Source organism: Burkholderia sp. RS01 (assembly GCF_039748055.1).
Classification (GTDB): Bacteria; Actinomycetota; Actinomycetes; order Actinomycetales; family Micrococcaceae; genus Arthrobacter.
In genome coordinates this window covers 48,223-73,831 of record NZ_JBDLAK010000005.1, presented here as the reverse complement: position 1 = coordinate 73,831, position 25,609 = coordinate 48,223, and the positions used below count along the sequence as shown (strand labels likewise).

The 25,609-nt window shown below is 66.7% G+C and carries 17 protein-coding genes; 5 read left to right on the top strand and 12 right to left on the bottom strand.

Annotated features, from left to right (window positions below; all coding sequences use genetic code 11):
- Positions 1-52: 52 nt before the first annotated feature.
- The 5 genes from uvrA to ABFP37_RS06430 form a co-directional block, all read right to left on the bottom strand.
- Positions 53-2,929: an excinuclease ABC subunit UvrA gene (gene uvrA / locus ABFP37_RS06450; protein WP_347033116.1), complete on the bottom strand. Its 2,877-nt coding sequence runs from the start codon at positions 2,927-2,929 to the stop codon at positions 53-55.
- Between the two features lie 97 nt (positions 2,930-3,026).
- A complete protein-coding gene (locus ABFP37_RS06445; RefSeq protein WP_078029354.1) occupies positions 3,027-3,407 on the bottom strand; it encodes a GntR family transcriptional regulator in 381 nt (126 codons plus the stop codon).
- Positions 3,404-5,206: an ABC transporter ATP-binding protein gene (locus ABFP37_RS06440; RefSeq protein WP_347033059.1), complete on the bottom strand. Its 1,803-nt coding sequence runs from the start codon at positions 5,204-5,206 to the stop codon at positions 3,404-3,406. The genes ABFP37_RS06445 and ABFP37_RS06440 overlap by 4 nt, the downstream gene beginning before the upstream one ends.
- Complete coding sequence (locus tag ABFP37_RS06435) at positions 5,203-7,026, bottom strand: ABC transporter ATP-binding protein (RefSeq protein ID WP_347033058.1); 1,824 nt, start codon at positions 7,024-7,026, stop codon at positions 5,203-5,205. The genes ABFP37_RS06440 and ABFP37_RS06435 overlap by 4 nt, the downstream gene beginning before the upstream one ends.
- Before the next feature lie 200 nt (positions 7,027-7,226).
- Positions 7,227-8,003 carry a trans-aconitate 2-methyltransferase gene (locus ABFP37_RS06430; RefSeq protein ID WP_078029351.1) on the bottom strand — a complete coding sequence of 259 codons (777 nt, stop codon included), beginning with the start codon at positions 8,001-8,003 and terminating at the stop codon, positions 7,227-7,229.
- Between the two features lie 140 nt (positions 8,004-8,143).
- On the opposite strand from ABFP37_RS06430, the gene ABFP37_RS06425 reads away from it, so the two are divergent.
- The 3 genes from ABFP37_RS06425 to ABFP37_RS06415 all read left to right on the top strand — a co-directional run bounded on the left by ABFP37_RS06425 (position 8,144) and on the right by ABFP37_RS06415 (position 12,609).
- Entirely contained in the window at positions 8,144-10,690 is a 2,547-nt protein-coding gene (locus tag ABFP37_RS06425; RefSeq protein WP_078029350.1) for a DEAD/DEAH box helicase, read from the top strand.
- A gap of 82 nt (positions 10,691-10,772) precedes the next feature.
- Entirely contained in the window at positions 10,773-11,273 is a 501-nt protein-coding gene (locus ABFP37_RS06420) for a GNAT family N-acetyltransferase (RefSeq protein ID WP_078029349.1), read from the top strand.
- A complete protein-coding gene (locus ABFP37_RS06415) occupies positions 11,266-12,609 on the top strand; it encodes an alpha/beta fold hydrolase (protein WP_347033057.1) in 1,344 nt (447 codons plus the stop codon). The genes ABFP37_RS06420 and ABFP37_RS06415 overlap by 8 nt, the downstream gene beginning before the upstream one ends.
- A 19-nt stretch (positions 12,610-12,628) precedes the next feature.
- Here ABFP37_RS06415 and ABFP37_RS06410 read toward each other — a convergent pair whose 3' ends face one another.
- The 4 genes from ABFP37_RS06410 to coaE form a co-directional block, all read right to left on the bottom strand.
- Positions 12,629-14,074 carry an MFS transporter gene (locus tag ABFP37_RS06410; protein ID WP_347033056.1) on the bottom strand — a complete coding sequence of 482 codons (1,446 nt, stop codon included), beginning with the start codon at positions 14,072-14,074 and terminating at the stop codon, positions 12,629-12,631.
- Positions 14,075-14,173: 99 nt separating this feature from the next.
- Positions 14,174-15,199, bottom strand: coding sequence for a TerC family protein (locus ABFP37_RS06405; RefSeq protein ID WP_078029348.1), 1,026 nt, complete (start codon positions 15,197-15,199; stop codon positions 14,174-14,176).
- A gap of 212 nt (positions 15,200-15,411) precedes the next feature.
- Positions 15,412-17,511, bottom strand: a complete 2,100-nt coding sequence (uvrB, locus tag ABFP37_RS06400) for an excinuclease ABC subunit UvrB (protein WP_078029347.1) — start codon at positions 17,509-17,511, stop codon at positions 15,412-15,414.
- 40 nt (positions 17,512-17,551) lie between these two features.
- Positions 17,552-18,805 carry a dephospho-CoA kinase gene (gene coaE, locus ABFP37_RS06395; protein ID WP_347033055.1) on the bottom strand — a complete coding sequence of 418 codons (1,254 nt, stop codon included), beginning with the start codon at positions 18,803-18,805 and terminating at the stop codon, positions 17,552-17,554.
- 22 nt (positions 18,806-18,827) lie between these two features.
- On the opposite strand from coaE, the gene ABFP37_RS06390 reads away from it, so the two are divergent.
- Together ABFP37_RS06390 and ABFP37_RS06385 are read left to right on the top strand one after the other, a co-directional pair.
- Positions 18,828-19,535: a YigZ family protein gene (locus tag ABFP37_RS06390; protein WP_347033054.1), complete on the top strand. Its 708-nt coding sequence runs from the start codon at positions 18,828-18,830 to the stop codon at positions 19,533-19,535.
- A 97-nt stretch (positions 19,536-19,632) separates the two neighbouring features.
- Positions 19,633-20,199, top strand: a complete 567-nt coding sequence (locus ABFP37_RS06385) for a type 1 glutamine amidotransferase domain-containing protein (protein WP_078029344.1) — start codon at positions 19,633-19,635, stop codon at positions 20,197-20,199.
- Positions 20,200-20,331: 132 nt separating this feature from the next.
- On the opposite strand, the gene rpsA is transcribed toward ABFP37_RS06385, so the two are convergent.
- From rpsA to polA, 3 genes are all read right to left on the bottom strand, one after another.
- Positions 20,332-21,807: a 30S ribosomal protein S1 gene (gene rpsA, locus ABFP37_RS06380; protein WP_011691911.1), complete on the bottom strand. Its 1,476-nt coding sequence runs from the start codon at positions 21,805-21,807 to the stop codon at positions 20,332-20,334.
- 158 nt (positions 21,808-21,965) lie between these two features.
- Entirely contained in the window at positions 21,966-22,685 is a 720-nt protein-coding gene (locus tag ABFP37_RS06375; protein WP_347033053.1) for a GNAT family N-acetyltransferase, read from the bottom strand.
- A gap of 107 nt (positions 22,686-22,792) precedes the next feature.
- Entirely contained in the window at positions 22,793-25,594 is a 2,802-nt protein-coding gene (gene polA, locus ABFP37_RS06370) for a DNA polymerase I (protein ID WP_347033052.1), read from the bottom strand.
- Positions 25,595-25,609 lie beyond the last annotated feature (15 nt).

Sequence of the window (25,609 nt, the reverse complement as noted above, 5' to 3'; positions counted from 1 at the left end):
GCCGATGGGCCCCGCCCGCCGCGCCGTGCTGCAGACCGGACCCCCGCGGCTCCTACGCCAGAATTTCGGCCAGGAACGCGGCCGTGTGGCTCTCCTTTGACTTGGCAAGCTGCTCCGGCGTGCCGGACGCTACGATCCGCCCGCCGCCGGAACCGCCGTCGGGACCGAGGTCCACGATCCAGTCCGCGCTCTTGATGACGTCCAGGTTGTGTTCGATGGTGATCACGGTGTTGCCCTTGTCCACCAGGCCCTGCAGCACCATCAGCAGCTTGCGGATGTCCTCGAAGTGCAGTCCCGTGGTCGGTTCATCAAGCACGTAGACGCTGCGCCCGTTCGAGCGCTTCTGGAGCTCGGCGGCAAGCTTGACGCGCTGGGCTTCGCCGCCGGACAGCGTGGTGGCGGGCTGGCCCAGGCGGACGTACCCGAGGCCGACGTCCACTAGCGTGTTCAGGTGGCGGGCGATCGGCGAGAATGCTGCGAAGAACTCTGCACCCTCCTCGATGGGCATGTTCAGCACGTCCGCGATGGTCTTGCCCTTGTAGTGCACCTCGAGGGTCTCGCGGTTGTACCGCGCGCCGTGGCACACCTCGCAGGGGACATAGACGTCGGGCAGGAAGTTCATCTCGATCTTCAGCGTGCCGTCACCGGAACAAGCCTCACACCGCCCGCCCTTGACGTTGAAGGAGAAGCGGCCCGGCAGATAACCGCGGACCTTGGCCTCGGTGGTTTCCGCGAAAAGCTTGCGGATGTTGTCGAACACTCCGGTGTAGGTGGCCGGGTTGGAGCGAGGCGTGCGTCCGATCGGGCTCTGGTCCACATGGACCACCTTGTCCAGGTGCTCGAGCCCCTGGACCGTGCGGTGCCGCCCCGCCACCTGCTTGGCGCCGTTGAGCTTGTTGGCCAGGACCTTGTACAGGATCTCGTTGACCAGGGTCGACTTGCCGGAGCCGCTGACCCCGGTCACCGCCGTGAACAGCCCAAGCGGGAAGGCGGCGTCGACGTTGATGAGATTATTTTCGCGTGCGCCGACGACTTTAAGCTCACGCTTCTTGTCGTATTTGCGGCGCTTTTTGGGGATCTCGATCTTCTTGCGGCCCGACAGGTAGTCACCCGTGAGCGATTCCGTGTTCTCGAGGAGGGCCTTGTAGGAACCGGAATGGACCACCTGGCCGCCGTGCTCCCCGGCCCCCGGCCCGATGTCCACGATCCAGTCGGCTTCGTGGATGGTGTCTTCGTCGTGCTCGACAACAATGAGCGTGTTGCCCATGTCCCGCAACCGGGTGAGGGTCTCGATGAGCCGGCGGTTGTCCCGCTGGTGCAGGCCGATGGAGGGCTCATCGAGGACGTAGAGGACGCCCACGAGGCCGGAACCGATCTGGGTGGCGAGCCGGATGCGCTGCGCCTCACCGCCGGACAGGGTGGCCGACGGGCGCTCCAGGTTCAGGTATTCCAGGCCGACGTCCAGAAGGAACGTCAGACGGGCCTGGATTTCCTTGAGGACCTGGTGGGCGATCTGCGCCTCGCGTCCGGTCAGCACAAGGTTGTTGAGGAACTCGGCACAGTCCCGCATGGGCAGCGCCGCGACCTCCGCGATCGACTTGCCGTTGATGAGGACCGACAGCGACGCCGGGTTCAGGCGTGCCCCGTTGCAGGCGGGGCAGGGTACCTGCCGCATGTATTCCTCGTAGCGGTCGCGGGCCCAGTCGGAATCGGTTTCGCCGTGCTTGCGGTGGACATACTGGATGGCACCCTCGAAGCCGGTGCTGTACTTGCGCTCCCGGCCAAACCTGTTGCGGTACTGGACCACGACCTTGTGGTCTTTGCCGTGGAGGACGGTCTGGCGGACGTCGTCCGTCAGCTCTTCCCACGGCGTGACCATGGAGAAGCCAAGTTCCTTGGCCAGTCCGTCGAGGAGCCGGTTCCAGTATTCCGTGGTGGCTGTGCCGAGCGACCACGGGGCGATGGCACCTTCAGCCAGCGAGAGCTCCGGATTGGGGACGATGAGTTCCTCGTCAACCTCGAGCTTGGTGCCAATGCCGCTGCAGGCGGAGCAGGCGCCGAAGGGGTTGTTGAACGAGAACGACCTCGGTTCGATTTCATCGATGGCCAGCGGATGTTCATTGGGGCAGGCAAGGTTCTCGGAGAACGCACGCAGGCGGCCGGGATCATCGGCGTCCAGGTCCACGAATTCGGCCAGCACGCGCCCTTCGGCAAGGCCGAGGGCCGTTTCGATGGAGTCCGTCAGACGCTGGCTGATGCCTTCCTTGACCACCAGCCGGTCCACCACCACCTCGATGGTGTGCTTGAACTGCTTGCCAAGCTTGGGGGGCTCGCTGAGCTGGATGAGTTCGCCGTCCACCCGGGCGCGCGAGTAGCCCTTCGCGGTCAGCTCCTTGAAGAGGTCCACGAATTCACCCTTGCGGCCGCGCACCACGGGCGCGAGGATCTGGAAGCGTGTTCCGTCCTCGAGTTCCAGCAGCTGGTCCACAATCTGCTGCGGTGTCTGCTTGATGACCGGCTCGCCGCAGACAGGGCAGTACGGGCGGCCCACGCGTGCCCACAGGAGCCGCATGTAGTCGTAGATTTCCGTGATGGTGCCGACCGTTGAGCGCGGGTTCTTGCTCGTGGACTTCTGGTCGATCGAGACCGCCGGCGAGAGGCCTTCAATGAAGTCGACGTCGGGCTTGTCCACCTGGCCCAGGAACTGCCGGGCATAGGCCGAGAGGGACTCGACGTAGCGGCGCTGGCCCTCGGCGAAGATGGTGTCAAAGGCGAGGGACGACTTGCCCGACCCGGACAGTCCGGTGAAGACGATCATGGCGTCGCGGGGAAGATCGAGGTCGACGTTGCGCAGGTTGTGTTCGCGCGCGCCCTTGACGACCAGACGGGAGAGATCCGGGCGCGCCGGTTTGGGGTGGTTCAGCGGCACGACGGCGGAGTGGGCATCAAGGGCTGTTTCTTCAGCTACGGCTTTAGGCACGGACTAATGCTAATCGAAAACTTCTTCGAATATCCATGCGGCTCCGCTATCCTGCGTCGTAGGCCGCCGCCAGCAGGTGGACAGCCTCGGCGAACGTGGCGCCTTGGGATTTGGCTGCGGCGGCATATTCCGCGGCGGCCTCCGACAACACGCCCCACCGTTCGTCGCGGGCGCACACCACGGTGCCGTTCCTGCCCTTGGTGGCCACCACCCCGGCAGCCTCGAGCTCCTTGTAGGCCCTGGCGACCGTGTGCGGGGCCACGCCGAGGACCCCGGCCAGGTTCCTGACGGCGGGCAGCCGGGTTCCGGGGGCAATCTTTCCCTGGTCGGCCTGTTCGATGATGTGCAGCCGCAGCTGCTCGTAGAGCGCCACGGAGCTGCCGTGGTTGGGCTTCCACTGCCCCGGGAAGGCGTCCCCGGGGCTCACAGGCCCGGCTCTTCCACGTCAACACCGCGGAACTGGGCGTTGTAGAGGCGCCGGTAGTGTCCGTCCACGGACAGCAGGCTGCGGTGGGTTCCCTGTTCAACGATGCGTCCGTGATCCATGACCAAGATTAGATCAGCGTCACGCACTGTGGACAAACGGTGGGCAATAACGAAGCTGGTCCTGCCCTGCCGGAGCCTGCTCATCGCCAGCCTGATCTGCACTTCCGTCCTGGTGTCCACGGAGCTCGTGGCTTCGTCCAGGATCAGGACGCTGCGGCCCGCCAGCTGCGCACGGGCGATGCTGATGAGCTGCCGCTGCCCCTGGCTCAGGGAGTCGCCGTCGTTTCCCAGCACGGTGGAATATCCGGCCGGCAGGGAACGGACAAAGTGGTCAACGTGGGTGGCCTCGGCCGCGGACACAATCTCGTCGTCGCTGGCCCCCGGCGCGCCGTACTCGATGTTCTCGCTGATGGTGCCGCTGAACAGCCAGACATCCTGCAGCACCACGCCGAAGTTGGAGCGCAGCGAATCCAGCGGCACGGAGGCGATGTCCGTGCCGTCAATGGTGATGCGGCCCGAATCCAGCTCGTAGAAGCGCATGAGCAGATTCACCACGGTGGTCTTGCCGGCTCCCGTGTGTCCCACGATGGCGACGGTTTCGCCCGGACGGACCGAGAAGGACAGCCCGCTGACCGCCTCGACCTCCGGAGTGTAGCCAAACGTCACGTCCTCGAACTCGATCCGGCCGCGGAGGTCCTGCGGCCGGAGCTGCGCCGGATCCTCTCGCGGGATCTCGGCTGCGTCCAGCAGGGAAAACACGCGTTCCGCCGAGGCAGCGCAGGACTGCATCAGCGTCAGCATCCCGCCGATCTGGCCCATGGGCTGCGTGAACAGCCTGCTGAACTGGATGAACGCCTGGATGCCGCCAATGGTCATGGCCCCCGCCGCCACCTGGAGGGCCCCCACCACCGCGACGGCCACGTAGTTGAGGTTTGCCACGAACACCATGAGCGGCTGGACGGCCCCGGACACATACTGGGCGCGTTCGCTGGTGCGGGCCAGCCGGTCATTGCTGCGCCCGAAGATTGCGGCCGCCTCTTCCTGCTGTCCAAAGGCCTTGATCACTTCATGGCCGGTGACGAATTCCTCGATGTGCGCGTTGAGATCGCCGGTGGACGCCCACTGGGCCGTGAAGTAGACCTGCGACTGGCGTGCGATCCACACCGTGATGAGGGTGGAGACCGGAACCGACAGGAGGGCGATGGCAGCGAGCAGCGGGGAGATCCAGAGCATCATGGCCAGCGAGCCGCACAGCATCAGTACGGACATGATGAGCTGTGTCAGCAGCTGGTTGAGGGCCTGCGAGATGTTGTCGACGTCGTTGGTGGCCCGGCTGAGCACATCCCCCCTGGTCTGCTCCTGGAAATGCGCCGACGGCAGCCGGTGGAGCTTTTCCTCGACGGCGGAGCGGAGCCCGAACACCAGCCGCTGCACCGCGGTGGCGGTCAGGGCTCCCTGAATCCAGTTGAAGAGTGACGTGCCGAGGTACATGAGCGCCACCACCAGCAGCAGCCCTGCCAGCCGTCCCTCGTCGAACGTGCCGCCCACCAGTGGCTCGACGACGACGTCCGTTGCGTCGCCCAGAAGTTTGGGTGCCGCCACGTTCAGCGCCGCGAATCCACATGTGGAGGCAACGGCTATGACCATCCGGCCCCGGACAGGGCGCAGCAGCCCGACCAGTCGCTTGGCCGCCGGAAGGAAGGTGCCCCCTTTTCTCTCGGCGAGGTGCGCACCCCTCATGGCTGCTCGTCCAAAGCCAGCTGCAGCCCGGCAATCTCCCGGTAGGCCGGCGAGGTGCTGAGAAGCTCCGCATGGGTACCCCGGGCCACCAGCCGGCCGTCGTTCAGGACGAGGATCTGGCTGGCGTGCATGATGGTGGGGATCCGCTCGGCGACGATGATCACGGTGGCCGCCTCCAGGGCAGGCACCAGGGCATACCGGACGGCAGCCTCGGTGGCGTAGTCCAGCGCCGAGAAACTGTCATCGAACAGGAAGAGCTCCGCCTTCCGCAGCGCCGCGCGGGCAATGCACAGCCGCTGCCGCTGGCCGCCGGACAGTCCCGCCCCGCCCTGGACGACGGCGGCATACAGCCCGCCCGGGAGGCTGCTGACAAAGTCGTCCGCCTGCGCCATCCGCAGCACCCGCCACAGGTCGTCGTCCGTGGCGTCGGGTGCCGCCATCCTGAGGTTCCCGGCGACGGTGCCCGAAAAAAGGTAGGAGTTCTGCGGCACAACGGCCATCCGGGCCCGCAGGTGGTCGGCGGCCACGTCCCGGACGTCCCGTCCGCCAAACCGCACCTCTCCGTCCGTGGCTTCCAGGAACCGGGGCAGGAGGTTCAGCAGCGTGGTTTTGCCGCTGCCGGTCGCGCCGATGATGGCCGTGGTGGTGCCGGGGCGGGCGGTGAAGGAGATGTCGGCCAGCACGGCCGACTCGGCCCCCGGATAGGCGAAGGAGACGCGACGGAATTCCACGGTTCCCTGGGGCACGGTTCCGCCGGCGGCGTGTCCGCCGAATCGGCTCCCGGTGCCGACGTTCCCGACAGCCGGAGAGTGCGGTGATGGCGGGCCTGCGGCGGCGGCGTGCCGCCCCGCATGCCCGCGGACGGGAGGCGACGGAACGACGTCGAGCACTTCCTGGATGCGTTCGGCGCAGACGGCCGCGCGGGGTGCGGTCATGAACACATACATCGCCATCATGATGGCGAGCAGGATCTGCAGGATGTAGGCGATGAAGGCGGTAAGGGCGCCCACCTGCATCTGGCCGCTTTGAATGAGGTGGCCGCCGAACCAGACCACAGCCACCGAGGACAGGTTCACCACAATCATGATGATGGGAAGCATGCCTGCCACCAGGAGCGCCGACTGGAGATTGTTGCCGGTCAGCTTTCGGTTGGCCTCGGCGAAGCGGGATGCCTCGTGCCGCTGCCTGACGAACGCCCTGATGACGTTGGCCCCAATGATCTGTTCACGCAGAATCCTGGTGATGCCGTCGATCAGGGCCTGGCCTTGCCGGTACAGCGGAATGAGGCGGCGGACTATGACGTACATGATGAGCACCAGGAGCGGAACAATGGCAATGACGACGCCGGCCAGGGTGGCGTCCTGCTGGATCGCCAGGACGATTCCTCCGATGCCCATGACGGGGGCAGCGGCCAGCATGGTGAAGACCAGCACCGCGAAGGTCTGGATCTGCTGGACATCATTCGTGGCCCGGGTCACGAGGCTCGGGGCGCCAAAGGAGCCGACTTCCTGGGACGACATGTCCTGGACCCTGCCGAACAGCTCCCGCCTCAGCCGGTGCCCGATCCTCATGGCCACAACGGCGCCAAGGTAGCCGGCACCCAGGGCGGCGCCGGCCTGGACGGCGGTCAGGGCCATCATCCAGCCGCCGAGGCGGATGATCACGTCAGGCTGGCGTGCGAGGATGCCGTCGTCAATGATGCTGGCGTTCAGCGTGGGGAGCAGCAGGTTCCCGGCCGTCTGCACCACCTGCAGCACAATGATGGTCCAGACTGCGGCCCGGTGCTCTCCGAGGAGTCGGATCATCAGGCCAAAAAGCACCGCACCTCCTCCATCGATAGGACCGACCCGGAGCCTTCTTGACCGCCCCCATAGCCGCTCCGTCATTGTAAGCCACATCACATCGATCCGGAGGTGGCTCAGGTGTGGCTCGGGGTGTGGCGCGGGCCGCCGGACGGGCCCGCGCCGCCGGACGGGCCCGCGCCGCCGGCCCGGCTACAAGGCCTGCTGGGAAGGCCCTCTCACAGCTTGCACGCCACTGCGAAGATCCGGCGGAACGGATAGACAGTCCCGTATCCGGACGCCGGGTAGGCCTCGGCGAGGCGCGCCGCGTATTCGGCTTCAAACGCCGCCGCGTCGCTTGGCGAAAGGGCATCCAGAACCGGCCGGAGGCCTGCGCCCCGCACCCATTCCAGGACGGCGTTTTCACCGGCAAGCACCTGCTGGTAGGTGGTCTCCCAGGCGTCGGCAGCGCATCCGGCGTCGAGCATGATCTCGAGGTAGCGGGCAGGGGCGGCCACGGCGTCATCGTGGCGCAGGCGGCCGCCGAGCTTGGCAGCCCAGGTGCCGGACTCCGCGAGCTCCCGCATCAGGACGTGGGACGCGGAGGTGAAGTTGCCCGGCACCTGCAGCGCGAACCACGCCCCCGGCGTCAGCTCCTTCAGCCACCGGGAGAGCATCTCCTGGTGCCCCGGGACCCACTGCAGCGCGGCGTTGCTGACAACGACGTCGGTCTCCGGGGACGGCGCCCACGTGGCGATGTCGCCGAGGCGGTATTCGAGTCCGGGCGCGGCCTCCGCGTATGCAGTGGCCTTGGCGAGCATGTCCGCGGAGGAGTCCAGGCCGATGACACGGGCGCCGGGCCAGCGCGCGGCGAGCGTGGCCGTCAGGTTGCCGGGGCCGCATCCCAAGTCAACGACCTCCCGCGGCGCGGCGGCCTCGATGCGGCCGGTCAGGTCAAAGAACGGGCGCTGACGATAGTCACCAAACTGGACGTATTTGGCGGGATCCCACTGCACATGGCCTCCGGTTGGTCGGAAAGGGTACCTTGGCGCGGCACGGGCGGCCGGCCCTGCGCCAAGGGCTCGGATATTGCGAGCCTAATGCGGCACCGGTCAGAACGCACGCGCCCGAGGCGCTGGCACTAAGCTGGAAAGCAATGAAACTCGTTGAACAGCTCCCCGCCCCGGCCGCACGGATCACCACGGGAACAGGCAACGACCCGGACACGCTGTACATGCGGTTCGTGGAGTGGACGGAAAGCCGGGGGCTTGCGCTCTATGCCGCCCAGGACGAAGCCATCATGGAACTCGCTTCCGGCGCCAACGTGATCCTGGCGACACCCACGGGTTCGGGCAAATCACTCGTGGCCATCGCCGCCCATTTCCAGGCCATGGCCCGCGGGGAACGGAGCTACTACACCGCGCCCATCAAGGCCCTGGTCTCGGAGAAATTCTTTGCCCTGTGCGATATCTTCGGCGCCGAGAACGTGGGGATGATCACCGGCGACTCCGGCGTGAACCAGGACGCGCCGATCATCTGCTGCACGGCGGAGATCCTCGCCAACATCGCGCTGCGCGAAGGAGCCGCGGCGGATCTCGGCGCGGTCATCATGGACGAATTCCACTTCTATTCCGATCCGCAGCGCGGCTGGGCGTGGCAGGTTCCGCTGCTGGAACTGCCCCAGGCCCAGTTCCTGCTGATGTCCGCGACGCTCGGAGACGTCAGCCGCTTCGAGGCGGGGATGACCGAACTCACCGGCCGGCCCACCACGACGGTCAGCTCCGCGGAACGGCCCATCCCGCTGCACTACTACTACCACCAGACCCCCGTGCACGAGACGCTCGAGGAGCTGCTGTCTACGAAACAGGTCCCGGTCTACGTGGTGCACTTCAGCCAGGCCGAAGCCATCGAGCGTGCCCAGACCCTGATGAGCATCAACGTCTGCAGCCGCGAGGAGAAGGACAAGATCGCCGAGCTGATCGCGAATTTCCGTTTCGCCGCCGGGTTCGGCAAGACGCTGAACCGCCTGGTCCGGCACGGGATCGGCGTTCACCACGCCGGCATGCTGCCGAAGTACCGCCGGCTCGTTGAGCAGCTCGCCCAGGCGGGCCTCCTGAAGGTCATTTGCGGCACTGACACCCTGGGCGTGGGAATCAACGTTCCCATCCGGACCGTCCTGCTCACCGCACTGAGCAAGTACGACGGCGTGCGCACCCGCCTGCTGAATTCCCGCGAATTCCATCAGATCGCCGGAAGGGCCGGCCGCGCCGGCTACGACACCGCGGGAACCGTGGTGGTCCAGGCACCCGACCATGTGGTGGAGAACGCCAAGGCGATGGCCAAGGCCACCGCCAAGTTCGGCGACGACCAGAAAAAACTGCGCCAGGTGGTCAAGAAGAGGCCGCCGGAGGGATTCGTCTCCTGGGGAGAGCCCACGTACAACCGGCTTGTGGAGTCCGTCCCGGAGCCGCTCACATCAAGCTTCACGGTGACCCACGCGATGCTCATGAACCTGATGGAACGGCCCGGGGACCCCTTTGCCGCCGCCCGCCGCCTGCTCACCGAGAACCATGAACAGCGGTCTTCCCAGCTCCGGCTCATGAAGAAGGCGCTGTCCATCTACCGCGAGCTGCTTGCCGCCGAAGTGGTGGAACGCATCCCGGCTGCCGAGCAGGAACATGACGGGCGCACCGTGCGGCTCACCGTGCACCTGCAGGCGAACTTTGCACTGAACCAGCCGCTCTCGCCGTTTGCCTTGGCCGCCCTGGAACTCCTGGACCCGGAGTCGCCGTCGTACGCCCTTGACGTGGTCTCGGTGATCGAAGCGACGCTGGAGAAGCCGCGGCAGATCCTCTCCGCCCAGCAGAAGAAGGCCCGGGGCGAAGCCATCGCCGCGATGAAGGCCGACGGCATCGAGTACGAGCAGCGCATGGCCATGCTTGACGAAGTCACCTACCCGCAGCCGCTGGGCGAAATCCTGGGCGAGGCCTTCGAGGTCTACCGCAAGGCAGCCCCGTGGGTGGGCGACTTCGAGCTGGCCCCGAAGTCGATCATCCGGGACATGTACGAACGGGCCATGAACTTCGGCGAATTCGTCCAGTTCTACGGCCTTGCCCGCTCCGAAGGCATCGTGCTGCGCTACCTCGCCGACGGCTTCAAGGCCCTGCGGCAGACCGTTCCGCAGGATGCCCTCCGCGAAGACCTCGAGGACCTCATCGCCTGGCTCGGCGAACTGGTGCGCCAGGTCGATTCCAGCCTGCTGGACGAGTGGGAGGAACTGACGTCCGGGGCCGCACCGACGCCGCACGACGCCCCGCCTCCCCCGCCTCCGTCGCTGACGTCGAACATCCGCGCCTTCCGCGTCATGGTTCGGAACGAGATGTTCCGGCGCGTGGAGCTCTTCGCGGACGAGGACGCCGCCGCGCTGGGCGGGCTCGACGGCGATGCCGGCTGGGACGCGGACCGCTGGGAGGACGTGCTCGATGACTACTTCGACGAACACGACGACATCGGCACCGGGCCCGACGCCCGCGGGCCGGGACTGCTGATGATCACCGAGGGCCCCGACGTGTGGAAGGTGCGCCAGATCTTTGAAGACCCCGCGGGCAACCACGACTGGGGCATCTCGGCCGAGGTTGACCTTGCCGCGTCGGACGAATCCGGCACCGCCGTGGTCCGGGTGACCGACGTCAACAGGCTCTGACCGACTGCCCCCTGCAGGCACCAGGCAGAGCCGTGAGGGGCGGAGACAGCTCTGCCCGGGAACGACCAAGTAAGCTCGGAGCATGAGCGTAATCCGTCCCGCAACTCCGTCCGACGTCCCGGCAATCCTGCAGATGATCCACGAACTGGCCATCTATGAAAAGGAGCCGGACGCCGTCCGGAACACGCCGGAAATGCTCACGGACGTGCTGTTCGGTGCGAACCCGCGGGTGTTCGCCACCATGGCCGAGAACAACGCCGGCGAGCTCCGGGGCTTCGCGCTGTGGTTCCTGAACTACTCGACGTGGGAAGGTGTCCACGGCATCTACCTGGAGGACCTCTACGTCACTCCGGACGCGCGCGGCGAGGGCCACGGAAAGGCGCTCCTGCAGCATCTGGCGGCGACCGCCGTCGAGCGCGGTTATGCCCGCGTTGAGTGGAGCGTACTGGACTGGAACGAGCCCTCGATCAATTTCTACCGGAAGCTGGGGGCGGTCCCGATGGAGGAATGGTCCACGTTCCGGCTCACCGGCCCCGAGCTGACCGCGTTCGGAACGCGCACTGAGGCGGGCGTCCGTGGCTGAGGCAGCCGTGGAAGCGGCCGTCCACACCGTCCGCGCCCGGCACGAGTTCCGGGGCATGCGCACGGCCGAGCACTACTTCACGGTCCCCCTGGACCACTTTGCGTCGCCGGACGCCCCCGAGGCCGGGGAAACCATCACGGTGTTCGCCCGGGAATACGTGTCCGCGGAGCACAGCGAAGCCGCCGCGGCAGCGCTGCCCTGGCTCCTATACCTGCAGGGCGGGCCCGGCGGCCGCGGCAACCGGTTCACCGCCCTGGGCGGCTGGAGCAAGGCCGCCGCGAAGGATTTCCGGATTCTCATGCTGGACCAGCGGGGCACGGGGCTGTCCTCCCCCGTCGACCGCAACACGCTGCCGGCGCGCGGGGACGCCGCCGCCCAGGCACGCTACCTCGAACACTTCCGGGCCGACTCGATCGTGGCCGACGCCGAGCTGATCCGCGAGGCGCTCGGCTCGGAGCCGTGGAGCATCTATGGCCAGAGCTACGGCGGATTCTGCGCCCTCACCTACCTGTCGTTCGCACCGGCCGGGCTCAGGGAAGTCCTGATCACCGGGGGACTGGCACCGCTCGACGGGCCCGCCGACAGGGTCTACCGGGAGACATTCAAGCGCGTGGCGTCCCGGAATGCCCAGTACTTCGGCTGGTATCCGGAGGACCGGGAGACAGTGAACCGGATCGCGGCCCACCTTCGCGGCACGGAAGAGTTCCTGCCCGGCGGCGAACGCCTCACGGTGGAAAGGTTCCAGATGGTCGGTTCCTACCTCGGCGGGAACACCCGGGTGGACGGGCTGCACAACCTGCTCGAGGACGCCTTCGTGGAAACCGCCCACGGCGCACGGCTGTCGGATGCATTCCTTGAACAGGTCCGCTCGCTCGTGTCGCGCGCCACCAACCCCCTCTACGCGCTGATGCACGAATCCATCTACGGCCAGGGCACGGCGACGGACTGGGCGGCCTGGCGGGTCCTGAAGGAGTTCCCCGAGTTCAGTCCCGAAGCCCCCGAGGTGCTGCTGACCGGCGAAATGGTCTACCCGTGGTACTTCGAGCAGGACACGGCGCTCCGCCCGCTCAAGGACGTGGCGGAACTGCTGGCGGCCAAGGCTGACTGGAAACCGCTCTATGATTCCGCCCAGCTTGCTGCCAATACCGTGCCGGCCGCCGCCGCCGTGTATCACGAGGACATCTACGTGGAGCACGGGCTATCCCTCGAGACCGCAGCGGCGGTGCGCGGGCTCCAGGCGTGGGAATCCAGCGACTTCCACCACGATGGCATTGCCGACGACGGCGAAGCGATCTTCGGCCGCCTCCTGGGCATGGTCCGGTCAGTCCGGGGCTGAGCCGCCGCGGCAGCTCCGGTCAGTCCCGGGCTGAGCCAGCGCCGCCGGCGCCCTGCGCGGGCCGGCTCTCGGCGGCGGGCTGGAGCCGCCCGGTAGCCAGGACGAAGACCGCGGCGGCCAGGACCGCAGCGCCGAGCACGCCGCCGGCCAGGTTGAGGCCCAGGTACCCGGCCCAGCTGAGGATCAGACCGGACACCGCCCCGCCGGCCGCGCCGGCCGCGCCCATCAGCATGTCCGAGACGCCCTGGACCACCACGCGCTCCTCCTGGTCCACGCTTTCCGCCAGGAGGGTTGAGCCGGCAATGGTCGCAGCAGACCAGCCCACGCCGAGGAGCACCAGGCCGGCGGCTACGGCCCGGGCCGAACCCTGCCCGTAGCCGGCCACCAGGACGGCCGACACGATGGTGCCGAGACCCAGGGCGATGGTCTGCACCCTGCCCACCTTGTCCGTAAGCCAGCCAAGTGCCGGCGAGAGCGCAAACATTCCCGCAATGTGCAGCGAGATCGTGAAGCCGATGATGACGAGGGCATCGTTTCCCGCTGTGTGGCTGCCGTGGACGCCGCCGGGGCCCGCGACGAGTGCCTGCAGGTGGAGCGGCGTCATGGACATCACCCCCACCATCACCGCGTGGGCCCCGACGACGGCGGCCAGGGCCAGGATCGCGGCGGGCGCTTGCCGGACGGCGCGCAGGCCCCTGCTGAGTGAACTCCCGAGTGACCCGCCGGGCGGCGGAGGCCCTGCCAGCGGACCTGCTGCGGCGCCCGCGCCCGGCGCGCCGTATGCGGCGCTTCCGGCCGCCGCTGCCGGTGCCGCTGTCTGTCCCTGGGCCGCAAGCCGGCGGGCGAAGAGGAGCGGATCAGGGCGGAGCCCGACGATCAGCAGCGCCGTGGCCAGCAGCAGTCCCGCCGCCGAGATCACGAACGGCCCGGCAATGGGCGGGAGGCCCAGGGCCTGGCCCACCACGGCGCCGGGCTGGATCAGGTTGGGCCCGGCGACTGCGCCGATGGTGATGGCCCACACGACGGCGGACAGCGAACGGCCGCGGTGTGCGGGGTCGGCGAGGTCGACGGCGGCGAACCGGGCCTGCAGGTTGGCGGCCGTGCCTACGCCGATGCCTGCCGCGCCGACAGCCAGGAAAGCGAAGATCCCCGAAACCACGGACACCACGATCAGCACGGCGCCGGCGAGGGCTGCCGCGAGGCCCGTGGCCAGGCCCACGCGTCGGCCGCGGCGTTCGGCAAGCGCGGCCAGGGGCAGCGCCGCCAGGGCGGCGGCGAGGGTCATCATGGTGGCAACCGAACCGGCCCACGATTCGGAACCGGTCAGATCGACGGCCAGCAGGGACCCGATGGAAACGGTGGCGCCGGTGCCGATTCCGCTAAGGAGCTGGGCGGATCCCAGGAGCGCCACGGTGCGCCGCTGCACCTGCCGCTGGTCCGGCTCCGCCCGGCTAGTGGTAGCCATCTTCCGAGCATAGTCCGCACTGGCCTCGGCAAACACGGGTTAAAACCGGACAACCCCGGCCACAAAAGTGACCGGGGTTGTCAGTGCACAGCGGGGCTGCTAGTCGACGTCGCTGAGGCTCTTCCTGGCGTCCTCCTCGAGGCGGGCGTCCAGCTTTGCCTTCTGCGCTCCCGAGCTGACCAGGCTGGCGATCACGGCGATGATGATGGTGCCCACGATGACCGCGAGGGAGACGTAGGTGGGGATCTCCGGTGCCCACTCGATGTGGTGCCCGCCGTTGATGAACGGCAGCTCGTTGACGTGCATGGCGTGCAGGACCAGCTTGACGCCGATGAACGCCAGGATGATGGACAGCGCGTGCTTGAGGTAGACGAGGCGGTTCATCAGCCCGCCGAGCAGGAAGTAGAGCTGGCGGAGGCCCATCAGCGCAAAGATGTTCGCGGTGAAGACGATGAACGCGCTCTGGGTCAGGCCGAAGATGGCTGGAATGGAGTCCACGGCGAACAGCAGGTCCGTCATGCCGATAGTGACAAAGACGACCAGCATGGGGGTGAAGACCTTCTTGCCGTCCACCACGGTGCGGAGCTTGCCGCCGTCGAACTTCTCCGACATGGGGATGACCTTGCGGAGCTTCGCGATGATCGCGTTCTCCTTGTCCTCCTCTTCCTCGCCCTCGTCCTGGGCCTGCTTCCAGGCCGTCCAGAGCAGGAAGGCGCCGAAGATGTAGAAGACCCAGCTGAACTGTTCGATCACGATGGCGCCGAGCATGATGAAGATGCCGCGCAGGATCAGCGCGATGATGATGCCCACCATCAGCACTTCCTGCTGGTACTTACGGGGCACGGAGAAGCGCGCCATGATGATGATGAAGACGAAGAGGTTGTCGATGCTGAGGCTGTATTCCGTCACCCAGCCCGCTACGAACTGGCCGCCGTACTCGGCGCCGGTAAACATGAACATGGCACCGGCGAACACGAGGGCCAGGGCAACGTAGAAGGCCACCCACAGGCCGGCTTCCTTCATGGAGGGCTCATGCGGGCGCCGCAGCACCAGAAGCAGGTCTAACAGGAGGATGATGCCGAGGGCGACGAATGCGCCGACCTCAAACCAGACGGGAAGTTGCACAGGGATACCTTTCGCAGGGTACAGAAAACCGGTGTAAGTCTCTCCGGCGAACCTGTGCACTTGGTGCTGATGTGGTTGCCCGCTACGCCCGGCAAGGCATCTGTGCCTTGCGTGTTGACGTTCGTAGCGCTTGGGATACTCCCCTACGTGACCTCAACTTTACCCTAGAGGCGGCCCTGCCCGCGCCCACGCCGTGCCCGGCCGCGTCACACTCAGGCGTGCCCGGCGGCGTGCATCTGGCGGAGTTCCTTCTTCAGCTCGCTGACTTCGTCGCGGAGCCGGGCGGCCAGCTCGAACTGCAGCTCGGCCGCGGCGCCGTGCATCTGCTCGGTCAGCTGTTCGATCAGCCCCACCAGGTCCTCCGCGGGCGCCGCCGCGAGCCCGTCCGCCCGCACGGTGGCCGCACCCTTGGCCGCCGACTTTCCCCGTTTTCCGCCCTTGGCGAGGCGGTTGTTGGTCAGCAGTTCCTGGGTGTCGGCGTCCTCCTTGGCCAGCTGGTCCGTGATGTCGGCGATCTTCTTCCGCAGCGGCTGCGGGTCGATGCCGTGTTCGGTGTTGTACGCCACCTGGATGGCGCGGCGCCGGTTGGTCTCGTCAATCGCGTGCGCCATGGAGTCCGTAATCCGGTCCGCGTACATGTGCACCTGGCCGGACACGTTTCTGGCGGCGCGTCCGATGGTCTGGATCAGCGAGGTGGACGACCGAAGGAAGCCTTCCTTGTCGGCGTCGAGGATGCTCACGAGCGACACCTCGGGCAGGTCAAGGCCTTCGCGGAGCAGGTTGATGCCGACCAGGACGTCGAACGTGCCCATCCGCAGCTCACGGAGCAGTTCCACGCGGCGCAGCGTGTCCACGTCCGAGTGCAGGTATTCCACCTTGACGCCGTGCCCCAGCAGGTAGTCGGTGAGGTCCTCCGCCATCCGCTTGGTGAGGGTGGTGACCAAGACGCGTTCGTTTTTCTCCGTGCGGGTCCGGATCTCACCCAGGAGGTCATCGATCTGGCCCTTGGTGGGCTTGACGACGACCTCGGGATCGATGAGGCCGGTGGGACGGATAATCTGCTGCACGAAACCGTCCGCCTTGCCGAGCTCATACTTTCCCGGGGTGGCGGACAGGTAGACCGTCTGGCCCACGCGGTCCTGGAACTCGTCCCATTTCAGCGGGCGGTTGTCCATCGCCGAGGGCAGCCGGAAGCCGTGGTCCACCAGGTTCCGTTTGCGCGACATGTCGCCCTCGTACATGGCGCCGATCTGCGGCACGGTGACGTGGGATTCGTCGATGACCAGCAGGAAGTCGTCGGGGAAGTAGTCGATGAGGCAGTGCGGCGCCGTCCCGCGGGCGCGGCCGTCGATGTGCGAGGAATAGTTCTCGATGCCGTTGCAGAACCCCATCTGCTGCATCATTTCAAGGTCGTACGTGGTGCGCATCCGGAGCCGCTGGGCCTCGACCAGCTTGTTCTGGCCTTCCAGCACTGCGAGCCGTTCGGCCAGTTCGTCTTCGATTCTCTTGATCGCCCGGCTCATGCGCTCCGGACCGGCGACGTAGTGCGAGGCCGGGAAGACATACATCTCGGTTTCGTCCCGGATCACCTCGCCGGTGAGCGGGTGCAGTGTATAGATGTTCTCAATCTCGTCGCCGAAGAACTCGATGCGGATAGCGAGTTCCTCGTACATGGGAATGATTTCCACGGTGTCGCCGCGGACGCGGAACGTGCCGCGGTGGAAGTCCATGTCGTTGCGGGCGTACTGCATGGAGACGAATTTCCGGAGCAGATCGTCGCGGTTCATCTCTGCCCCCTTGCGGAGGGTGACCATGCCGGCGATGTATTCTTCCGGCGTGCCGAGGCCGTAGATGCAGGAGACGGTGGCGACGACGATCACGTCGCGGCGGGTCAGCAGCGCGTTGGTGGCCGAGTGCCGGAGCCGTTCCACTTCCTCGTTCACGGAGGAGTCCTTCTCGATGAAGGTGTCCGTCTGGGCCACGTAGGCTTCTGGCTGGTAGTAGTCGTAGTAGGAGACGAAGTACTCCACGGCGTTGTTGGGCAGCAGCTCGCGGAATTCGTTCGCCAACTGCGCGGCGAGGGTCTTGTTCTGGACCATCACCAGCGTGGGCCGCTGGACCTGCTCGATCAGCCAAGCGGTGGTGGCGCTCTTACCGGTACCCGTGGCGCCCAGGAGCACCACGTCCTTCTCGCCGCCCCTGATCCGCTCGGTGAGTTCGGCGATGGCCGCGGGCTGGTCGCCGGCGGGCTTGAATTCGCTGATGACCTCGAAGGGGGCAACGACGCGGTTGATCTCCTGCGCAAGACTCATGTAACTAATCTACCGCCGGCCACTGACAGGAATTCCAGATTCAGCTTTGGGCGGCACCGGATCCGGCGCCGGCGGCGCTTCCGGATCCGTAAGACGGCGGCTGCCAGCCGCTGCTCCCGGCCCACGCTTCCATTCCCGGGTAGGCGATCTCCGTGAACCAGGCTTCCTTGCCGGCGGCGTACCCGGCCGTGGTCACGTCCCCCGCATGCAGGGCAGCCAGCCTGCGCTTTTCGGCAAGATAGGCGGCCCGCGCACCCGGGTCCGCCGTCAGCCAGTCCCTGAAGCACAGGGCGAAGCTCCACCCCGGCGAGCCGGCAACGCGGACGTGGACGTTCACCGGCCGGCCGGGATCGGCGTTTCCGTGCAGGCGCTTGGACCAGGCGGCAGGATCCGGACGTCCGGGCTGGGGGCTGTCCAGCAGGATTCCCGGCCAGACCGGGAAGCCGGCCCGGGCAAGAAGCGGACCGATCCTGTCCGCGGCGTCCAGGTCCCGGACCGCAAGCTGCAGGTCAATGACATTCTTGGCATCCAGGCCCGGCACCGCCGTCGACCCGACATGGTCAACGGCCAGGACGTCGTCGGGGGCGGCCCGCTTGAGCCGGGCGGACAGCAGGTCTGCCTGGCGGCGCCACCCGGGATCGTGCTCCGCCAGGACCGGCCCGCCGGACCGCTCGGCAACGCGGGCCTCCTCGATGTTCAGCGCAAACGGCCGGAGCCGCTCCTCCCAAAGCCGGTCCACAGCGTTTCGCAGTTCCTCCGGTGTCCCCGAGTTGTCCAGCACGACGTCGGCCGCGGCGAGCCGGACGTCCCGCGGAGCCTGTGCCGCCATCCGGGAGCGGGCCTCGTCTTCGGTCATCCCCCGGCGTTCAATCATCCGCTGCACGCGCGTCCCGTCAGGCGCGTCCACCACCACCACGAGGTGGAAGCTGCTTTCCTGTCCGGTTTCGACGAGGAGGGGGATGTCCTGGACCACGACGGCGTCTTCCGGCGCGCCCGCGATCACCGCGGCGGCGTGCTCCCGGACCAGGGGGTGGACGATGCCGTTCAGTTCCTCCCGCGCTGCCGGATCCCGGAACACCACGGCGCCGAGCCGCGGCCGGTCGAGCCGGCCGCCGGCGTCCAGGATTTCCGGCCCGAAGGCACGGACGACGGCCGCAAGGCCCGTGGTGCCCGGTTCCACCACGTCCCGGGCGATCGCGTCGGCGTCGACCAGCACGGCCCCCAGTTCCCTGAGGCGAGCGGCCACCATGGACTTCCCTGAGGCGATGCCGCCCGTCAACCCGATCTTCAGCACTCCCCAAGACTAAACTGAACCGGTGGCAGACGCGTCAGATCCCCTGGAGAGCAGGACGGCGGCCTACACCTCCCTGGCCGCGGGGCCCGATTTCCGCCATGAGATAGACATCAAGCGGTCCAGGTTCATCACGGTGCTGCGCCGCGCGGACAACGAGGACGACGCGCGGGCCTTGGCGGCAGGGCTGCGGAGGGAATTCCACGACGCCCGGCACCACTGCTCCGCGTTCGTCCTGGGCCCGGACCGGGACGTGCAGCGTTCCAGCGACGACGGCGAACCGTCCGGAACGGCGGGGATCCCCATGCTGGAAGCCCTGCTCCGGCGCGAAACCGCGTCGCCCGGGGTGACGGACCTCAGTGACGTGAGTGCCGTCGTCGTGCGCTATTTTGGCGGCATCCTGCTGGGGGCCGGCGGGCTGGTCCGCGCCTACTCCGAGTCGGTCTCCACTGCCCTGGAGCTCGCTCCCCTGGTCCAGCGACGGCGGCTGCGCATGTGCGCCGTCCGGGTGCCGCACGCCGCGGCCGGGCGCCTAGAGAACGATCTCCGCGGCGCGGGCTACGTCATGGCCGAGACCGGCTACGAGGCCCGCTCAACCGTGCTGCGGGTCGCCCTGCCCGACTCGCCGGACGCCCTGGCCGAGGCCGCAGAACGCCTGGCCGCCATGTCGGCCGGAAGCGCGGTATTTCAGCCCGAGGGAACAGCGTGGATTGACGTTCCCCTGAACCGCTGACGGCCGGGTCCGGGACGCAATCATCAGCTTGCTTATCACTCCCCCGCTTTCTAGGGTTGTTGGTGCAAGGAATCACACCGGGAAAGAAGGAGGACGGATGTCAGAACACCACATCGCAGGCAAGAGGGTCGCCTTTGTGCTGACCGACGGCGTGGAGCAGGTCGAACTGACCAGCCCGTGGAATGCCGTGAAGGAAGCCGGCGGCGAACCTGTCCTCGTGGCCCCCAAGAGCGGGAAGCTCCAGGGATTCAAGGGCCTGGACAAGGGCGATACGTTCGACGTCGACCTGACCCTGTCAGAGGCCAACGCCGCCGACTTCCACGCCCTGGTGATCCCCGGCGGCGTCGTCAACGCCGACCACCTCAGGGTGGACAAGGACGCCCAGGCCTTTGCCCGGAGCTTCTTTGAGCAGCACAAGCCGGTGGCCGCCATCTGCCACGGCCCGTGGCTCCTCATCGATGCGGGCGTCGTGAAGGGGCGGAACCTCACGTCCTACCACACGCTCGCCACGGACCTCCGGAATGCCGGCGCGAACTGGACGGACGAACAGGTGGTGGTGGACCAGGGCTTCGTGACCAGCCGGAAGCCGGGCGACCTGGAAGCATTCAACGACAAACTGCTGGAGGAAATCGCCGAGGGCGAGCACGCGGGCCAGACCGCCTGACCTCATCGGGCGACCCCCGGAACTTCAACAAAAAAGGTGGCCGCCCCCGAAGGGACGGCCACCTTTTGTGTGCTATTTCAGCGTGCCGGCTGCAGGCCCGCGGGGGGACCTGCAGCCGGGCGCCTGCGGCAATTAGTTGCCGGTCAGCTTCTCACGCAGTGCTGCGAGGGCCTCGTCCGAAGCAAGCGTGCCTGCACCGGTCTCGGCTGCAGCCGGCTCCGAGGAGTAGCTCGTGGTGCCGGAATCGCTGTCACCGGACGTTGCAGCTGCAGCGTCGTCGGCAGCGTGCTGGGCAACCTGCTTCTTGTGGGCTTCCCAACGGGTCTGGGCGTCAGCGTACTGCTGCTCCCAGGCTGCGCGCTGGTTCTCGTAGCCTTCAAGCCACTCGTTGGACTCCGGGTCGAAGCCCTCCGGGTACTTGTAGTTGCCCTCTTCGTCGTACTCAGCGGCCATGCCGTAGAGAGCCGGATCGAATTCGGTGCTGTCGGCGTCAACGCCCTCGTTAGCCTGCTTGAGCGAGAGGGAGATGCGGCGGCGCTCGAGGTCGATGTCGATGACCTTGACGAACAGCTCGTCACCAACGGAGACAACCTGCTCGGCCAGCTCAACGTGGCGGACAGCCAGCTCGGAGATGTGAACGAGGCCTTCGATGCCGTCTTCGACGCGAACGAACGCACCGAACGGAACCAGCTTGGTGACCTTACCCGGAACAACCTGGCCGAGGGCGTGGGTGCGGGCGAAGGTCTGCCACGGATCTTCCTGCGTAGCCTTGAGCGACAGGGAAACACGCTCGCGGTCCAGGTCGACCTCGAGAACCTCGACGGTGACTTCCTGGCCAACTTCGACAACCTCGGACGGGTGGTCGATGTGCTTCCAGGACAGCTCGGAAACGTGAACGAGGCCGTCCACGCCGCCCAGGTCCACGAAGGCACCGAAGTTGACGATGGAGGAAACGACGCCGGGACGGACCTGGCCCTTTTCCAGCTTGTTGAGGAACGTGGAGCGCACCTCGGACTGGGTCTGCTCGAGCCATGCACGGCGGGAAAGAACAACGTTGTTGCGGTTCTTGTCCAGCTCGATGATCTTGGCTTCGATCTGCTGACCGATGTACGGAGCAAGGTCGCGCACACGGCGCATCTCGACGAGGGATGCGGGCAGGAAGCCGCGCAGACCGATGTCGAGGATAAGACCACCCTTGACAACCTCGATGACGGTACCGGTGACGACACCGTCTTCTTCCTTGACCTTCTCGATGTCGCCCCAGGCGCGCTCGTACTGAGCACGCTTCTTGGAGAGGATCAGGCGGCCTTCTTTGTCTTCCTTGGTGAGCACCAGGGCTTCGACCTGATCGCCAACGGAGACAACGTCTCCGGGATCAACGTCGTGCTTGATGGACAGCTCGCGGGAGGGGATGACACCTTCGGTCTTGTAACCGATGTCGAGCAGAACTTCGTCGCGGTCGACCTTGACGACGGTACCTTCGACGAGGTCTCCGTCGTTGAAGTACTTGATGGTGGCGTCGACTGCTGCGAGGAAGTCCTCAGCGGTACCGATGTCGTTAATGGCGACTACGGGGGTACCGGGCTTCTCGGTGGAGGTGATGGTCATGTAGTAGGGGCTCCGTTGTGGATAGTTAGTCGGTCAGGCAAACCATCGCGCCCGCGTTATGGAACGCAGGCGCAAAGTACGGCATATCACGAGGATCTGCCGGGTCATCCTGATTTTGTGGATTTTAGATACGTGCACCTAGTGCACGCCCGTTTATTCTAGTCGCACTCGCCAACGCCGGTCAAAGCGCCGCGGCTACTCCGGAGGCCTGTGACCTGCCGGAATGCCGTCAGAAATGCGTCAGGCAGTGCGGCGAGCGTTCGACGGCGAACATGAGCCGCGCTTTCAGCGCAGCCCCCGGTGCGTGCTCGGTGATCCGGCCGGCGGCTTTCTGGGTCACGGGACAGACGGCACCCAGATAGATGGAGCCGAGGTCCGCGACGTCCAGGGACAGTTCCGGCTCCGAGCCCGCCGGAGCCTCCGTGACGTCCGCTTTCCCGCCGCTGACGCCGAGGATCCGACGCGGTCAGCGCCGCCATCGCCAGCCCGTCCGCCTTCGCCGCGGTGAGGTCTTCAGTCATCATGCGGCGCAGCAGGCCCTGGCGGCGGTGCGTTCCGCGCACTGTCACCGCAGTCACCATGTGGGTCCGGAGCTGCCGGCCGTAGCCGACGTTCATGTTCTTGCGCAGCGTGCCGAACGTGGCCACGGGAATGTCGGCACCCAGGGAGCGCGCTGCAACCTCGCCCGTCTGGTAGACGCCCGTCAGCTCACGGTCGTCGGACCGGTACATGGCCATGATTTTCCCGACGAATTCGTCATTGCGGCGGGTGTCGTGGAAGCCGAAGCCCACGGCCTGGATCCAGTCCGTTCCCTGGGCGTAGCCGGGCTCGCCCTTGTCCGCTGCCCTGAACCGCCGGATCTCATAGTTGTCTGCCACGTGCCGCTCCCCCTTGAACCGAAAATGAACTGAAGCCAAGCCAATGGAGCCCGGCCGAATGACTTGCGCAAGGCGCCGGCGAGGGCGCCCTGCGCATCCTGAAATTACTAGTGGCCGGCGTCGTACCAGCTGGGGCCGACGCCGATCTGGACGTCCAGCGGTACGCTCAGGTCCGCGGCGGCCGCCATCTGCTCGGTGACAAGCTTCTCCACGGCCTCACGCTCCCCTGCCGCTACTTCCAAAACCAGTTCGTCGTGGACCTGCAAGAGCATCCGCGACTTCAGGCCCTGGGCCTTCAGTTCAGCGTGCACGCCCAGCATCGCGCGCTTGATGATGTCCGCGGCGGATCCCTGGATGGGAGAGTTCAGCGCGATGCGCTCCGCGTTCTCGCGCAACTGGCGGTCTGTGCTGGTGAGGTCCGGGAGGTACCGGCGCCGCCCCTCGATGGTGGCGGTGTAGCCGTCGACACGGGCCTGGTCCACCACGCCCCGGAGATAGTCGCGTACGGCGCCGAACCGGTCGAAGTAGTCCTTCATGAGCGTGCGCGCCTCGTCGACGGTGATCTCCAGCTGCTTGGACAGGCCGAAGGAGGTCAGGCCGTAGGCGAGGCCATAGGACATCGCCTTGACCTTGGACCGCATCGCGCTGGTCACCTGGTCGGTAGGCACATGGAAGATGTTGGAGCCCACGAACCGGTGCAGGTCCTCGCCGTCCTTGTAGGCCTGGATCAGGCCGGCGTCCCCCGAGAGATGGGCCATAATGCGCATTTCGATCTGCGAGTAGTCCGCGGACAGCAGGCACTCGTAGCCCTCGCTGACCACGAAGATGCCGCGGACGCGCCGGCCCTCCTCGCTTCGGATCGGGATGTTCTGCAGGTTGGGATTGTTGGAGGAGATCCGGCCCGTGGCTGCCACGTTCTGCGCGTAGGTGGTGTGGATCCGGCCGTCCTCCGTGACGGACTTCTTCAGCGACTCCAGCATCTGGCGCAGTTTCGACGACTCGCGGTGCGCCATCAGCTGGACCAGGAATTCGTGCCCGGTCTTTTCCAGCAGGTTCTTGAGCGACGCGGCGTCCGTGGTGTAGCCGGACTTGATCTTCTTGGTCTTCGGCAGCTGGAGTTCGTCGAAGAGGACGCTCTGGAGCTGCTTGGGAGAGCCCAGATTGACCTCGTGGCCGATCGCGGCGAAGGCCAGCTCCTGGGCGTTGTCGATTACCTTGGACAGGTCCGCCAGCTGATCCTCCATGAGCGGCATGGAGATGGCGATTCCCGCGAGCTCCATGTCGGCGAGAACCCGGCTGACCGGCAGCTCAAGGGTGGTCAGCAGCTCCTCGGCCTTCCGCTCCTTCAGTTCCGATTCGAAGTAGCGGCTCAGGGAATGAACGACGGCGGCGACCTGGACCAGCGCGCCCGCCGCCGCGGAGTCGTCGTCGTCGAACGTCAGTTCCAGCTGGCCGGCCTTCGCCGTTTCGGAGGAGAGTGCGATGTTCAGGTGGTGCTGTGCCAGTTCCGCGAGCTCGTAGGTGCGGCGGTCCGGCTGGATGAGGTAACCGGAGATCGAGGTGTCATCCACCACGCCCTCGAGTTCCAGGCCACGGGCGGTGAGGGCTTTCAGTGCGGCCTTGTACCCGTGCATCACCTTCGGTGAATTTTCGTCCCGGAGCCAGTCCGCCAGCACGTTCTCGGCGTCGGCGTCCTGGCCGGCGAGGTCGATATAAGCGGCGGCGCCGTCCCGGACGATCGCCAGCGCGGCGGCGTCCTCGCCGAGCCGTCCCGGCACCAGGTCCACGGCCACGGCAGAGCGCTGCCCGGTGCCTGCCGCCAGGAAGGCACTCAGCTCAGCCGCCGCGGCGGGGGTCACGAAGTCCGGCGTGTCGATGTTCTCGCGCTCGGCGGGTTCCACTTCGTCACTGCCATAGAGGGCAAAGAGCCGGGTGCGGATGGTCTTGAATTCAAGGTCGTCGAACAGCTGCTCCAAGGCGGCCTCGTCGGGCCGCGGCTCCGCGAGTTCGTCCAGCGTTACCGGGAGGTCCAGGTCCGTGTGGAGCCTGTTCAGCCGCCGGTTGCGCTTGACGTCCTCAACGTTTTCGCGCAGGGCGTCCCCCACCTTGCCGCCGATCGCGTCGAGGTGCTCCAGGACCCCCTCCAGCCCGCCGTACAGGTTGATCCATTTGGCGGCCGTCTTGGGGCCGACGCCGGGAACGCCGGGGAGGTTGTCCGCGGACTCCCCCACCAGCGCGGCGAGGTCCGAGTACTGCGGCGGCGTCACAAAGTACTTCTCCTGGATGGCGGCCGCGTCCAGCCGGGGAATGTCGCTGACGCCTTTCCGGGGGTAGAGCACAAACACGTTGTCGGTGATGAGCTGGAAGGCGTCACGGTCCCCGGTCACGAGCAGCACCTCATAGCCGGCCTTGTCTCCCATGGCGGCGAGTGTGGCCAGGATGTCGTCAGCTTCATAACCGGGCATTTTGATGGTCTTGATGCCCCACGCCTGCATGACCTTGTCGATGAGGTCGATCTGGCCGGTCATCTCCCGGGGCGTTTCGTTGCGGCCGCCCTTGTAGTCGCTGTACTCGGCCTTGCGGTGGGTGGTTTCATCCGAGACATCGAAAGCCACCGCGATGTGGGTTGGCTTCTGTTCCTTGATCAGGTTGATGAGCATGGACGTGAAGCCGTGGATCGCATTGGTGTGCTGCCCGTTGGCAGTGGAGAACTTGTCCGCCGGCAGCGCGAAGAAGGCCCGGAACGCCATGGAGTGCCCGTCCAGCACCAGGAGGCGGGGCTGGTCCGTCAGGGGAATGACCGGGGCCTCGGTTGCCGAGACCGACCGGCTGGGCGGTGTGGGGACCGCGACTTCCTGCAGTGTTTCGCTTGCGGACGGGAAAGGGGCCGGTTTGGTAGTTTCACTCACAGGTGCCAGCCTAGT